Source organism: Blautia intestinihominis, assembly GCF_040096655.1.
GTDB classification, from domain to species: Bacteria; Bacillota; Clostridia; order Lachnospirales; family Lachnospiraceae; genus Blautia_A; species Blautia_A intestinihominis.
Genome location: NZ_JBBMEI010000022.1, coordinates 1 through 14,714, shown reverse-complemented (window position 1 = coordinate 14,714; position 14,714 = coordinate 1). Strand labels below are relative to the sequence as shown.

The 14,714-nt window shown below is 47.3% G+C and carries 13 protein-coding genes, 1 tRNA gene and 1 other annotated feature; of the genes, 1 reads left to right on the top strand and 13 read right to left on the bottom strand.

What is annotated here, in order from left to right; genetic code table 11:
- Nucleotides 1-40: 40 nt before the first annotated feature.
- The 12 genes from WMO75_RS08445 to WMO75_RS08390 form a co-directional block, all read right to left on the bottom strand.
- A complete protein-coding gene (locus WMO75_RS08445; RefSeq protein WP_022215456.1) occupies nt 41-1,066 on the bottom strand; it encodes an ABC transporter substrate-binding protein in 1,026 nt (341 codons plus the stop codon).
- Between the two features lie 69 nt (nt 1,067-1,135).
- Nucleotides 1,136-1,383: a binding site (T-box leader), on the bottom strand.
- A 96-nt stretch (nt 1,384-1,479) separates the two neighbouring features.
- A complete protein-coding gene (locus WMO75_RS08440) occupies nt 1,480-2,844 on the bottom strand; it encodes a PFL family protein (RefSeq protein WP_022215457.1) in 1,365 nt (454 codons plus the stop codon).
- 34 nt (nt 2,845-2,878) lie between these two features.
- Entirely contained in the window at nt 2,879-3,151 is a 273-nt protein-coding gene (locus WMO75_RS08435; RefSeq protein WP_022215458.1) for an ACT domain-containing protein, read from the bottom strand.
- Nucleotides 3,152-3,168: 17 nt separating this feature from the next.
- Nucleotides 3,169-3,966 (bottom strand): MBL fold metallo-hydrolase, encoded by a 798-nt coding sequence (locus WMO75_RS08430; RefSeq protein ID WP_022215459.1) that lies wholly within the window; start codon nt 3,964-3,966, stop codon nt 3,169-3,171.
- Entirely contained in the window at nt 3,963-4,553 is a 591-nt protein-coding gene (gene coaE, locus WMO75_RS08425) for a dephospho-CoA kinase (protein ID WP_349077912.1), read from the bottom strand. Before coaE ends, WMO75_RS08430 begins: the two co-directional genes overlap by 4 nt.
- Nucleotide 4,554: 1 nt before the next feature.
- The gene (polA, locus tag WMO75_RS08420) at nt 4,555-7,194 is read right to left on the bottom strand and encodes a DNA polymerase I (protein WP_349077911.1); all 2,640 of its coding nucleotides are present in this window, start codon (nt 7,192-7,194) and stop codon (nt 4,555-4,557) included.
- Between the two features lie 19 nt (nt 7,195-7,213).
- Nucleotides 7,214-7,549: an anti-sigma factor family protein gene (locus WMO75_RS08415; protein WP_173906913.1), complete on the bottom strand. Its 336-nt coding sequence runs from the start codon at nt 7,547-7,549 to the stop codon at nt 7,214-7,216.
- Nucleotides 7,550-7,712: 163 nt separating this feature from the next.
- Entirely contained in the window at nt 7,713-9,584 is a 1,872-nt protein-coding gene (ftsH, locus tag WMO75_RS08410; protein WP_118699605.1) for an ATP-dependent zinc metalloprotease FtsH, read from the bottom strand.
- Between the two features lie 216 nt (nt 9,585-9,800).
- Nucleotides 9,801-9,880: transfer RNA gene (locus WMO75_RS08405), tRNA-Leu, on the bottom strand.
- An 80-nt stretch (nt 9,881-9,960) separates the two neighbouring features.
- Complete coding sequence (locus WMO75_RS08400) at nt 9,961-11,253, bottom strand: diaminopimelate decarboxylase family protein (RefSeq protein WP_022214632.1); 1,293 nt, start codon at nt 11,251-11,253, stop codon at nt 9,961-9,963.
- Between the two features lie 32 nt (nt 11,254-11,285).
- Nucleotides 11,286-12,164, bottom strand: coding sequence for a DUF1751 domain-containing protein (locus WMO75_RS08395; RefSeq protein WP_302700865.1), 879 nt, complete (start codon nt 12,162-12,164; stop codon nt 11,286-11,288).
- 66 nt (nt 12,165-12,230) lie between these two features.
- Entirely contained in the window at nt 12,231-13,172 is a 942-nt protein-coding gene (locus WMO75_RS08390; RefSeq protein ID WP_022214634.1) for a magnesium transporter CorA family protein, read from the bottom strand.
- A gap of 270 nt (nt 13,173-13,442) precedes the next feature.
- Between WMO75_RS08390 and aroC the strand changes: the two genes are divergently transcribed.
- On the top strand, nt 13,443-14,537 hold the full coding sequence (aroC, locus tag WMO75_RS08385) for a chorismate synthase (RefSeq protein ID WP_173907213.1): 1,095 nt from the start codon (nt 13,443-13,445) through the stop codon (nt 14,535-14,537).
- Here aroC and WMO75_RS08380 read toward each other — a convergent pair.
- On the bottom strand, nt 14,525-14,714 hold a 190-nt coding region (locus WMO75_RS08380), incomplete at its 5' end, for a hypothetical protein (RefSeq protein ID WP_302700864.1). The genes aroC and WMO75_RS08380 overlap by 13 nt on opposite strands.

Here is a 14,714-nt window from a genome sequence, read left to right as displayed (position 1 = left end):
TAGGTTTTATTTGTTACTGTTCCTTCCATTCACAGTAACTTTATTTCGCTTCTACATCGTCGAAGCTTTCTGCTGTGGTAATCTCGTTTACCTGTGTGCAGAGAGGTTCGAAATCTTTTTTGATGGTCTCAAGGTCAAGTCCGAGAGCTTCACATGTTTCTGTATTTACTGTTGCAGTACCGTTGTCAAATGTTTCAACTGCTGTTTCTTCCGGTTTTGCACCATCTACCAGGATATCAGCGATCATGTCTGCTGTTTTCTGTCCGAGGTTTGCATAGTCAACACCGTATCCTACAAATGCACCGTTCAGTGCGAAGGAATCAGCTCCTGTGTAGTGCGGGATCCCCGCTTCAATAAATTTCTCATAGATGGAAAGCTCTGCTGTCATGATAGTGTTGTCGGTTGGTGTAAAGACTGCATCCACACCGTCTGCGATCAGTGCTTCTGCTGCAAGCTGAACTTCGTCTGTTGTGGTTCCGGTACGCTCTACGTATTCGATTCCCTCTTCATCCAGATAATCCTTTGCTTCCTGGATCGCTGTTGTGGAGGAATCCTGTCCTACATCATAGAGAAGACCGATCTTCTTTACATCCGGGTTCTGTGCCTGGATCAGCTTCATGATGGAAGACGTATCCAGATAATCACTGGTTCCTGTAATGTTTGCTCCAGGAGCATCCAGAGATTCTACAAGACCGGATCCAACCGGGTCAGATACTGCGGAGAAAACAACCGGTGTATCGGTTCCTTCTGTTGCGGACTGCATACGCATGGCAACCGGTGTTGCGACACCTACCATCAGGTCTACATTGTCAGCCTGGAAATCAGAGATGATCTGCTCCATAACGCTGGCATCTGCATTACAGTTATCATAAGATACATCAAAAGTGACACCCTTCTCTTCGCCGATCTCCTCAAGGCGGGACTGGATGTTGTCTACGATCTGGTTCAGGGAAGCGTCATCTACATAGTTGCAGATACCTACCTTGAAATCATCCGCCATTACCGGTGAAGCCATCATCATGCTGGTTGCTACTGCTGCTGCGATTACTAACATTCTTTTTTTCATTGTTTTTTCCTCTCTCTTTCTACATTCATTTTAATGTGCCATGAGAAAAAAAGAACCGTCCCAAGCTATGCTTGAGACGGTAATAATTTCTTATTATCGCGGTACCACTCAAATTGACGTATCGTCCACTTTCTCATGTACAAACATACACTCCTGATTGATAACGGGTTCGGTTCCCGTCAGTGCCTACTCTCTGGATTCAAATTTCGGACTGCCCTCGGAAGGCCATTCGATCATCCGCTTCATACAGGCTTCCACCAGTACCTGCTCTCTGGAATGTTGCCGGATCATTTACTCTTCTTCCTCATCGGTTTTGTTGTTTTATACTTTACCACACGAAATTCTCCCTGTCAATCATTTTTTGACTTCTTCGAGATTTTTTCACTGTCAAAGGTATCGCAATTAATCCTGCCTTAGTTCTTGAAGCTGTGGATCGGAGCCGGGATACGTCCGCCTCTCTCTACAAATGCCTCACAGGAGAACTGGTTTACCGGCATGATCGGTGCATAACCAAGGAGTCCGCCAAACTCTACGGTCTCGCCTACGCCCTTGCCGATCACCGGGATCACTCTGACTGCTGTTGTCTTCTGGTTGATCATACCGATCGCAGATTCATCTGCAATGATTCCGGCGATGGTAGATGCCTTGGTATCTCCTGGGATTGCGATCATATCAAGACCTACAGAGCAGACACAGGTCATAGCTTCGAGTTTCTCAAGTGTCAGTGCACCAAGATTTACAGAATCGATCATTCCCTGATCCTCGCTGACCGGAATGAACGCACCGCTTAATCCGCCGACTGCCTGAGCTGCCATAACGCCGCCCTTCTTGACCTGGTCGTTCAAAAGTGCAAGAGCTGCTGTGGTTCCCGGTGCTCCTACTCTCTCAAGACCGATCTCCTCAAGGATCTCAGCAACACTGTCACCGATCGCCGGTGTCGGTGCCAGGGAAAGGTCAACGATGCCGAACGGCACACCAAGACGTTTGGATGCTTCCTGTGCAACAAGCTGGCCTACACGTGTTACCTTGAAAGCGGTTCTCTTGATCATCTCACAGAGTGTCTGGAAGTCTGCTCCACGAACGGATTCCAGAGCTGTCTTGACAACGCCAGGGCCGCTGACACCAACGTTGATGATGCAGTCTGCCTCTGTTACGCCATGGAAAGCTCCTGCCATGAACGGGTTATCATCCGGCGCATTGCAGAATACGACCAGTTTCGCGCAGCCAAGGGAATCCTGATCTCTGGAAGCTTTTGCTGTCTCCAGAACGATCTCGCCCATTAATTTGACCGCATCCATGTTGATACCGGTCTTGGTGGAACCAACATTTACAGAACTGCACACGCGTTCTGTCACAGCAAGTGCCTGCGGGATAGAACGGATCAGAAGTTCCTCTGCCGGTGTCATTCCCTTGCTTACAAGTGCAGAATATCCGCCGATGAAGTTGACTCCGATGGTCTTGGCAGCTCTGTCAAGAGTCTTGGCAACGGATACGAAATCCTCGGTGGAGTGACATGCCACGCCGCCTACGAGAGCGATCGGTGTCACGGAAACTCGTTTGTTTACAACCGGGATTCCAAACTCTGTTGCAATCTTATCACCGGTAGCTACGAGGTCTTTTGCCTTTGTGGTGATCTTGTCATAGATTTTCTGGTTCATAGTGTCAAGGTCACTGTCGATACAGTCCAGAAGGCTGATTCCCATGGTGATGGTACGCACATCCAGGTTTTCCTGCTCGATCATTTTGTTTGTTTCGTTTACTTCAAAAATATTTATCATGTCGGTGCTCCTTTGTATAAGGTTTATCAAGGTTTTAGATTCTGTGCATTACATTGAAAATATCTTCATGCTGGCAGCGGATCACTACACCGATCTTGTCGCCGATTTCAGAAAGTTCCTTTGAAATGGTTGCAGCATCCTTCTCTGAACCGCTGGTGTCTGCAATCATCATCATGTTAAAATACCCCTGTACGATAGTCTGGGAAATATCCAGAATATTTACGTTGTTGTCTGCAAGATAGGTACATACCTTTGCAATGATTCCTACGGTGTCATTTCCTACTACTGTAATGATTGTTTTTTTCATGACTTTCTCCCTTTCTCTTATACGGTAACTGCCTCAGAAGCAAAATCTCTGTGCGCTACCTGAATTCTGAAATCTTTTGATTTGTAAGGGTTGTCTCCCAGTGTTACCTCTGAACATACAGTCTCGTAAGCAAGTTCTTCGTAATTATTTTCCCTGCTCAAATGTCCAAGAAAAATTGCCTTCATGTTGTCATGGAGGAGACGGCACAGAAGCCTGCCTGCATTTTCGTTGGACAGATGCCCTCTGTCACCCAGGATCCTCTGTTTCAGGTAATAAGGGTATCTGCCTACCTGAAGCATCCGGATATCATGGTTTGCTTCCAGAAGAAGGGCATCCAGATTCTGAAGATTTTCGACAATATACTCATCATATTTACCAAGATCCGTCGCGATCCCTACGGAGCTGTCTCCACATTCCACGCGGTAGCCAACAGGCTGTGCCGCATCGTGGGGGATGCCAAACGGATTGATGGTCAGATCTTTGACATGAAAAGCTTCATCCTCCCGAATCTCATGAAAGATCCCCTCAGGAAGTTTTCCCAGGGATCCGCTCTCCAGCATTGCATCTATCGTCCCTTCCGTCGCATAGACCGGAAGTCCGTATCTGCGCGCGATCACTCCAAGTCCTTTGATGTGATCAGAATGCTCATGGGTGATCAGGATCCCGTCCAGGTCGCGTCCGGTAAGGTCAATGCTGTTAAGCCCTGCCTCCATCTTCTTCCCGCTGATCCCGATATCCACCAGCATATGTGTCTGCTCAGATCCTATGTAAATACAATTTCCGCTGCTGCCGCTTGCAATACTGCAAAATCTCATAATGCCCTGATCCCTTCTTCGATCTGACGCCATGTTTCGTCCAGATCTCCATTATTCTGTATGATATAATCTGCATGTTCCCGGAAAAATCCTTCCGTTGCCTGACGTGCGATGATGTTTTCGGCTTTCTCTCTTGTGTAGCCACGGCTGCTCATCAGACGTTCAATCCGGATTTCCTGGTCTGTATGAATATACCATACTTTGTCACAAAATGCATCATAATGATCTTCCAGAAGAAGTGCAGCCTCCACTATCATGAGCGTACAGCCTGCCTTTTTTTGTTCTTCGATCTTATCCAGAATATAGCTTTTTACAGCCGGATGGATGATATCATTCAGTTTCTGCCGCATTTCTTCATGGGCAAATACTACATCAGAAACCATCTTCCGGTCAATGGTTTTATCATTTTTTATGATTTGTTTTCCAAATAATGCAATCACCTGCCCATAGCAGATGCCGCCCGGCTCCATGACAAGATGACCGATCTTGTCCGCCTGGAGCACACAGGCATTGTATTGTTTTTCGAGATGGTCAAGGACGGTGCTCTTGCCGGCACCGACCCCGCCAGTGATTCCTATGATCTTCATTTTATTTTGCCTCATACCAGTTTTCGCCTTCGTGCATGTCGATCTCAAGCTCCACGGAGAGATGTGCAGCACCCTTCATTTCTTCTTCCAGGATCTTTGAAACGGTTTCGATCTCTTCTTTCTTTGTCTCGATCAGAAGCTCATCGTGTACCTGAAGGACAAGCCTTGACTCCAGTCCTTCCTGTTTCATCCTCTCATAGACGCGGTTCATCGCAATCTTGATGATATCTGCCGCACTTCCCTGGATCGGGGAGTTCATCGCCACTCGTTCGCCAAAAGACCGCTGCATGAAATTACTGGATTTCAATTCCGGTACCGGGCGGCGGCGTCCGAGCATGGTGGACACATAGCCTTTTTCTTTGCCCGTTGCAACGAGTTCATCCAGAAATCCCTTGATCTTTGGATAAGTCTCAAAATATTTCTCGATATAGGCAGCCGCCTCTTTGCGGGTGATGCTTAAGTCCTGACTGAGTCCGAAGGAGCTGATCCCATATACGATACCAAAGTTGACCGCCTTGGCGTTTCTTCGCTGCAGTGGTGTCACTTCGTCAAACGGAACGTGGAATACCTGAGATGCTGTCAGGCGGTGGATATCCTGTGCCTCTCTGTATGCCTGGATCAGCTTCTCGTCCCCGGACATATGCGCGAGTACTCGAAGTTCGATCTGCGAGTAGTCTGCATCCAGAAATACAAAACCATCTTCCGGCACAAAAACTTTGCGGATCAGCCGTCCGAGTTCCATTCTGACCGGAATGTTTTGAAGGTTCGGTTCCGTACTGCTGATACGTCCCGTCGCTGTGATCGTCTGGTTAAAGGTGGAATGGATCCTTCTATCCGGTTCGATCACGGCACTCAGTCCGTCTGCATAAGTGGATTTGAGTTTCGCAAGCTGGCGGTATTCCAGGATATTTTTGATGATTTCATGTTCCGGTGCAAGTTTCTCAAGGATATCTGCGGCTGTAGAATAACCTGTTTTTGTCTTCTTGCCGCCCGGGATCCCCATTTTTTCGAACAGGATCACACCGAGCTGTTTCGGGGAGTTGATGTTGAATTCTTCTCCTGCCTGCTCCCAGATCATTTTTTCCAGTTCCTGGATGCGGACGCTTAATTTTTCTCCGTAGCTCTTTAATTCTTCGCCCTTGACACGGATCCCCCACTCTTCCATGGAATTCAGGGTAAATACCAGCGGAAGCTCGATCTCTGTGTAGACTTTCCACATTTCCGTCTCGTGGAGGGCTTTTTCGATCGGTCCTCTGGACGCCAAAGCTGTATATGCCACATAGCAGGCGTAGGTCCCCAGTCCTTCGGAGGATTTTTCCCAGGCTTTTTGGATGCTGTCCTTGCCAAGAAGGTCCTCACGGGTCGGAAGGAGTTTCCCATCGAGATATTCCTTTGCCACGTCGTCGAAAGTGTAGGAAGATTTCAGCGGATTCAGAAGATATACACCGATTCCTGTATCAAACACATGGGAAGTTTCTGTAAGTTTCACATGTTTCAGAACGCTCTTGACATCCATGCAGCAGAGAACCGTCGTGTCGGCGAGTTCTTTTAATTTACCGCAGAGATAGTCGCCTGTCATAAGCCCCTGCGCCGGAATATGATAAACTTCCTCTTCCTCCAGTGCGATCCCGACTCCGTAAACGTCTTCCCTGTCACAGAGAAGTTCTACGCCGACATAAGGCTTCGCTGCTGCCTTCTGGAAAAGTGCCTCTGCCCCAGAAAGGTCTTCGCAGGTAAAAAAGTCATCTGTCATCGTCTGCTGTGACACACTTGCCGCATCAAAACGGCTCAAAAGGTTCTTGAATTCCAGACGTTTGCAAAGTTCGTAAGCTTCCGGCGTATAAAGATCCTGAAGCCTTGCCTCCTCGTAGGCAAATTCCAGCGGGCTGTCCGTGTTGATCGTTGCCAGAGTCTTGCTTAAGACTGCCAGATCGTAGTGCTCCCTGAGAGATTCCTTCGCCTTGTTTGGCTTCACTTCCTCGAGATGCTCGTGTGCATTCTCAATGGAGCCATACTGTACGATCAGTTTGGTCGCTGTTTTCTCTCCGACACCCGGGATCCCCGGGATATTGTCGGCGGAGTCTCCCATCAGGGCCTTGAGTTCAATGATCTGCGGCGGTGTTACCTGATATTTCTCCAGAACCTGCTCTGCATGGAAATTCTCGATCGTTGTCTTGCCCCGGGATGTCTTTGGCAGACGGATCATAATCTTGTCTGTCGCAAGCTGGAGAAGGTCACGGTCTCCGGAAAGGATTGTGACATCCATCCCCTGTTTCTCACTTCGGAACGCCAGTGTGCCAAGAAGGTCATCTGCCTCATATCCTGCCATGGATACGGTCTTGACTCCCATGGACGTGAGTACTTCCCGGATCAGAGGTACCTGCTCACGCAGTTCTGACGGCATCGGCTTTCTCGTGCCTTTGTATGCCTCGTACATCTTATGGCGGAACGTCGGCTCATGAAGGTCAAACGCAACAGTCAGATAATCTGGTTTTTCCTCCTCAAGAATGCGGAAAAGGATATTCAAAAATCCATAAACCGCGCCTGTATGTTTCCCCTCTGAATTGGTCAGATCCGGAAGCCCATAAAAAGCGCGGTTCAGTATGCTGTGTCCATCTATCAATAATATTTTTTCACTCAAGTTTCTGTCCTCCTGTTGCTCATACTCCCAATATAACAAAAATCACAAATACACATAAGGCTACAGCTGCTGCCATGCTGATAAGGCCTACGGTAAAGCGAATCCCTCGCGTCTGGCGGATAGAACGTCTGGATCTCCGGATCTCCTGCTCCAGAAGTTTCTTAAAGTCAAGGACTGTCCCGTCCTCCTTCTCATCAAGCTGCTGCATTGCCTCATGTACGATAAAATAAGTCTCCAGTTCATCATAGCAGGAGGGACAGGTCTCTATATGATCCAGAAATTCCTCCAGTTCATTCACAGACAGACTGTGATCGATAAAACGTGTGACCATACTCTCTGCTGTTCTGCAATCCATTCCCGACACCGACTGCACCTCCCTTATTTCTGTCTGGCTGCCCATTCCGACCGGGCAGTATTCATTCTTCTTCGTAGTATAGCATAAAAAAAGACAGTTCTCAACGAATTTCGCCGGAACTGTCTTCTGTTCTTCTGCCGCACGCTCAAAATAGCGGTGTCTTTTATTCTTTTGTAAGGCTTACACCCGGGATCTCTGACGGAGCCTCAAGGATCTTCATGAATTCTTCGCCTGTGATCGTCTCATGTTCATAGAGATACTTCGCCAGCTCATGAAGCTTGCCGATATTATCCTGAAGGATCTTGAGCGCCTTCTCATGCTGGGTGCGGACAAGGTCTACAACCTTCTTGTCCAGAAGTGTCTGTGTCTCAAAAGAGCATGCAAGGCTGGAATCGCCGCCAAGATACTGGTTGCTGACTGTTTCCATCGCAACCATATCAAAATCATCACTCATACCATAGCGTGAGATCATCGCTCTTGCGATCTTGGTCGCCTGCTCGATATCGTTGGATGCTCCGGTTGTGATGGAGTGGAAGATCAGCTCCTCCGCCGCACGTCCACCGGTGAATGTAGCGATCTTGTTTTCCAGTTCTTCTTTGGTCATGAGGTAGTGTTCCTGCTCATCGACCTGCATGGTGTATCCAAGCGCACCGGAAGTACGCGGGATGATCGTGATCTTGTGGACCGGTGCGGACTCTGTCTGCTTCGCAGCGACCAGCGCATGCCCGATCTCATGGTAGGATACGATCAGTTTCTCCTTGTTGGAAAGCACACGGTTCTTCTTCTGATAACCGGCGATAACAACCTCGATACTCTCCTCGAAGTCTGCCTGTGTTGCGAACTTACGTCCGTCACGGACAGCACGGAGAGCTGCCTCATTGACGATGTTGGCAAGTTCTGCACCGGAAGCACCTGCTGCTGCCTTGGCGATCTCGTCAAATCTGACGGTATCTGCAATCTTGATCTTCTTCGCATGGACTTTGAGGATCTCCTCACGTCCCTGGATATCTGGAAGTTCTACAGGGATCCTCCGGTCAAAACGTCCCGGACGGAGAAGTGCCGGGTCCAGGGAATCCGGGCGGTTTGTTGCGGCAAGGATCACAACACCCTTGGAGCCGTCAAAACCATCCATCTCTGTCAGAAGCTGGTTCAGTGTCTGCTCACGCTCATCGTTACCGCCTGTGAATCCGGCACCGTCACGCTTCTTACCAATGGTATCGATCTCATCGATGAAGACAATACAAGGTGCTTTCTCATTCGCCTGTTTAAAAAGGTCACGGACCTTGGCGGCACCCATACCAACAAACATCTCTACAAACTCAGAACCGGAGATAGAGAAAAATGGTACTTCTGCCTCACCTGCAACAGCCTTGGCAAGAAGGGTCTTACCTGTTCCTGGAGGGCCTACAAGGAGGGCACCTTTTGGCATGGAAGCTCCGATCTCTGTATATTTGTGCGGATTGTGGAGATAGTCAACGATCTCTGTCAGAAGCTCCTTCGCCTCGTCCTCTCCTGCCACATCAGAAAACTTGATCCCTGTGGATGATTTGACGTAGACTTTGGCATTGCTCCTTCCAAAGGACATCGCTCCTCCAGGGCCGCCGCCCATGGATGCCATCATCTTCTTGCTGAGCCAGCGTCCGATAAAGATAAAGATCACGATCGGCACTACATAGCTCAAAAGAAGTGTCATAAAGATAGACGGGCTCTCAGGAAGTACTTCGTCCATGGTCACATCTGCATCCAGCAGACGGTTTACAAGATCCGGGTCGTCCATTTTGACGGTCTTGCAGAGAACGGCATCGTCTGAATCCTCGGAGCCGATCTCATAGTAAATATAATTTTCTTCTACTGTGGCCTTGGTGACTTCACCCTTCTCCACGCTCTGTATGAAAGTAGAATAATCTGTCTTCTGCACGCTTCGTTCCTGCACTGCCGGAACTACGAGCATGTTCAGAAGAATGATAATGATACCGGCAATGATGTAATAGACATACATTGGTATCTTTTCTGGTTTCTTGTTACCAAATTTCATTTATCTTCTGTCCTCCATCTCTTCGAAATCATTCGGTATATTCAGCATTCCCGTATTCTTTCGAAATCATTTATGTCATGTACCATACCATTTTTTTCATGGTTATTCAATGTTCATTGTATGAATTTTTATAAACTTTTCATAAAGCGTTTTTCGACTGGAAGTTATTTAAGGGCAGAAAAAAGCTCCCTGAACCATTCAGAGAGCTTCTGTAAGTGCCGCTGGCCGGACTCGAACCGGCACGGTTTCCCGCTTGATTTTGAGTCAAGTGCGTCTGCCAATTCCGCCACAGCGGCACAAGAACCGAAAATTATATTATCATAATTTCCGGTTCTCTGCAAGTGTTTTTTGGAATTATCTGTAATAATAACAAAAATTATTTGTAAAGTTTATCTTCGTCCTCAAGAAGTTTCTCATAGATCGGGAAGCTGTCGAAAGTTGCAAAATAATCCTTCGGTGTCTCTGCTCTTCGGATCATCTCGAAGCTTCCATCCTCATGGAGAAGGATCTCTGCGGATTTGAGTTTACCATTGTAATTGTAACCCATTGCAAATCCGTGTGCTCCTGTATCGTGGATTACAAGCAGGTCGCCCATCTCGATCTCCGGAAGGTAACGGTCGATCGCAAATTTGTCGTTATTCTCGCAGAGAGATCCTGTGATGTCGTAGAGATGATCGCATGGTTTGTCCTCTTTGCCCATAACGGTGATATGATGGTATGCACCATACATAGCCGGGCGCATCAGGTTTACTGCGCAGGCATCTACACCGACATATTCTTTGTGGGTGTGTTTCTCATGGATGGCTTTTGTTACCAGGCAGCCATACGGTCCCATCATGAAACGTCCAAGTTCTGTGTAGATCGCAATGTCGTCCATTCCAGCCGGAACAAGAACTTCCTCATATACCTTGCGGACACCTTCACCGATCACTCGGATATCATTCGGAGTCTGATCTGGTCTGTACGGGATTCCGATTCCACCGGAAAGATTGATGAACTTGATGTCTGCTCCTGTCTCTTCGTGAAGTTTTACTGCCAGTTCGAACATTACTTTTGCAAGCATCGGATAATACTCATTTGTTACGGTATTGCTGGCAAGGAATGCATGGATACCGAAATTCTTGGCTCCTTTGGATTTGAGGATACGGAAAGCGTCAAAGATCTGCTCTGTTGTCATTCCGTATTTTGCATCTCCAGGGTTGTCCATGATATCATTGCTGATCTTGAACACACCGCCCGGATTGTAACGGCAACTGATCGTCTCCGGGATCTTGCCTACAGCACGCTCTACTGCTTCGATATGTGTGATATCATCCAGGTTGATGATTCCGCCGATCTCATCTGCATAACGGAATTCTGCTTCCGGAGTATCGTTGGAAGAGAACATGATATCACCTTTTTTGCATCCGATCGCCTTGGAAAGCATCAGCTCTGTCATGGAAGAGCAGTCGCAGCCACAGCCGTACTCCTGAAGGATCTGGATCAGATACGGGTTCGGAGTTGCCTTTACAGCAAAAAATTCTTTGAAGCCTTTGTTCCATGCGAATGCTTCTTTTAATGCTTTTGCATTCTCGCGGATTCCTTTTTCATCGTAGAGATGAAACGGTGTCGGATACTGTGCTGTAATCTCTTTCAGCTTGTCTAATGTTACAAACGGCTCTTTTTTCATAATGTATATCTCCTCGTTTTTATTATTACCTGTTATTTCACATGCTGATGCGTAAACAGATGATCCTGACAATACTCATAATTTCCATTGCATTTGGAACAGAATCTGAATTCCAGGTTCGGATCGTCCTTCTCTGTTCTGCCGCAGATTGCGCATTTGTGCTTGGTGATACCTCCTGTTGCCGGATTGACTCTGCTCTGTGCGACCGCTTTCTTGAACTCTCTTCTTCTGTGAACTTCCTTAGGATTATATCGCTGCATGTTTCTTGTGCTGAAGAAGAACAGCACGAAGTTCAGAAGAGAGGCAATGATCGGAACTGCCATTACCCAGAGTCCGACTCTCAGGTATGTGATCATATCATAAAGAATGATCGCACCATAGACGATCGCCATCCATTTCATCTTAATCGGGATCACAAACCACAAAAGGATCTGCATATCCGGGCATGACATCGCATAAGCAAGAAATACAGAAAGACTGACGTAATATGTCGTAAACACTCCGCCGCCAATCATGTAGCTCACTCCACCGATCGTAACATAACCACCTGTTATAAAATAAGTCAGAAAAGCGGCGATCAGCACAAAGAACAGTCCGGAAAAAATATACAGGGTATATCGAAAAGCACCCCAGGTACGTTCCAGAGAAGTTCCAATCGGATAATAGAAAAACAGGATAGAGATCACAAACAGCAGGAAATTTCCTGTGCTTGGCGGGTAGATCACCCAGGTCACAAGTCTCCAAACCTGTCCGTGAAGGATCTTTGCCACATCAAGGCTCATCATATCCATCAGATTCGGATTCAGGTAAGTCAGAAAATACCCCACCACATAACAGATGATCACATACATCGTCAGGTTCTCAACCCCGAATCGTCCAAACTTACGTTCCAGTTTATCAATCCAATTCATAAAATCACTTTTTCTCCTTTTCAGTCATTATACTGTTTGGAAAGATGAATCCCCCTGCTAGAAATGTTAGAAATATTTCTTTTTTGACAGGAAGATCGCCGCCACGATACTTGCCACGATCGAAAGCAGTATGACGATCAGGAATCCCCACTGTATGCTGGAAAACGGCATACCTGAGGGATTCAGATTCATTCCATAAGCGCTGAACACGATCGTCGGGATACTCATAACGATCGTGATCACAGACAGGATCTTCATGACGTCATTCAGGTTGTTGGAAATAACTGACGCAAACGCATCCATCATGTTGGCAAGGATACCACTGTAGATATTCGCCATCTCGATCGCCTGCGTGTTCTCGATGATAACATCCTCAAGAAGTTCGGTGTCCTCCGGATACTTCTTGATGCTCTCGATCTTGATCAGTTTCTCCAGAACAGCTTCATTGGAACGAAGAGATGTCGTAAAGTATACCAGTGATTTCTCCAGTTCCAGAAGCTCGATCAGCTCCTGATTTCGCGGTGAAAAGTGAAGTTTCTCCTCCACCTGTTCACTCTTCTTGTCAATAATACGCAGATAGCGCAGGTACATACTTGCATTTCTGTACAAGATCTGCAGGATAAAACGTGTCTTCATATAAGTAAAGAAATTGCGGACACGCCCTTCCATAAATCTCGTCAGTACCTGTGTGTCTTCCAGGCAGATCGTAAAGATCATTTTGTCTGTGACAATGATACCAAGCGGAATAGTACCATACCAGTCCTTATCATTACGCTCCTCGATCATCGGGACATCCACCAGGATCAGTGTGTAAGTGTCCTCTACCTCGATACGGGAACGCTCTTCCTCATCCAAAGGAGCTCGCAGGTCGTCGACCTCAATCTGGAACTGTTCTGAAATTTCAAAAATCTCTGTCGCTGTCGGATTTGTCAGTGCAACCCAGCAGCCGTCCTGCGGTTCCTGAATCTCATGGATCGCTCCATCTGATGTTCGAAACATTCTAACCACGATTCCACTCCCCTTCCACTCTTATTTGTCTGTTACTGCTCATTTCATTCACAGCAACTTTTGTTAACCCATAGGTCAAACACAATTTTCATTATAAGTTGTGTGTTGTTCTTTGTCAATTCCAACCGTTTTGGATTTACACAATTTTAATAGAAGCACCGGAAACCTTGTCTATCCTGTTGTTTTTCACGGGTTAACGTGTTAAAATATGGTTGTCTGCATGGTTTTTACCATATCGGACAGTATATTTCAGGAAGGAATCATATATTTATGAATAAATCAAGTTTTGGGAATCATTTTACCGTTACCACCTGGGGAGAATCCCATGGCAAGGCTCTCGGAGCTGTCGTAGACGGCTGCCCTGCCGGTCTTTCTCTCAACGAAGAAGATATCCAGAAATTCCTTGACCGCCGTAAGCCTGGTCAGAGCCGCTACACCACCGCACGTAAGGAAGGCGATCTTGTAGAGATCCTCTCTGGTGTCTTTGAGGGAAAAACAACCGGAACTCCGATCTCACTCATAGTCAGAAACACAGACCAGCGTTCCAGGGATTACGGCAACATCGCTTACACCTATCGTCCGGGACATGCCGATTTTACGTTTGATGCCAAATATGGTTTCCGTGATTACCGCGGAGGCGGCCGTTCTTCAGGACGTGAGACGATCGGTCGTGTGGCAGCAGGGGCGATCGCAGCAAAGATTCTTGAAACTCTCGAGATCTCTTTCTACACCTACACCAAATCTATTGGACCTGTAAAGATCGAAAGTTTTGATGCAGAAGAGATCAGCAAAAACGCTTTCTATATGCCGGACGCCAAGGCAGCCGAGGCAGCAGGGGCTTATCTAGAAGAATGCATGAAGAATCAGGACAGCGCAGGCGGTATCATCGAATGCCGAATCAAAAACGTTCCTGCCGGTCTCGGAAATCCGGTCTTTGAAAAACTGGACGCCGTTCTTGCCGAGGCAGTCATGTCGATCGGTGCTGTCAAAGCGGTGGAGATTGGCGATGGAATCCAGGTTTCTGCGATGAAAGGCTCCGAGGACAACGATGGTTTCCATATGGAAAACGGACAGATCACCAAGAATTCCAATCACGCCGGCGGCATTATGGGTGGAATGAGTGACGGAAGCGAGATCATCCTCCGCGCTGCGATCAAACCAACCCCGTCCATCAGCCAGCCACAGAACACGGTCACAGACAGCGGAGAGGAAACTTCTCTTGAGATCCATGGCCGCCATGATCCTGTTATCGTGCCGAGAGCCGTTGTTGTTGTAGAGTCCATGTGCGCCCTGGCGATCGTGGATGCACTTTTTTCCAATATGACATCCCAGATGGATCGTATTCAGGAATTTTACCAGAAATAATATTCAAAAACTTCCCATACCATATCGGTGTGGGAAGTTTTTGGATTTACCAGATGTTTCAAACACATATATTGGCTAGTCTGTGAACTACTCGGCAACAAGTTACCAGAGCATCTGAAATCTGGCGGGATACCGCCTTTTTTCAGGGTGCGTCCATGACACCAATACTGCTTGCCT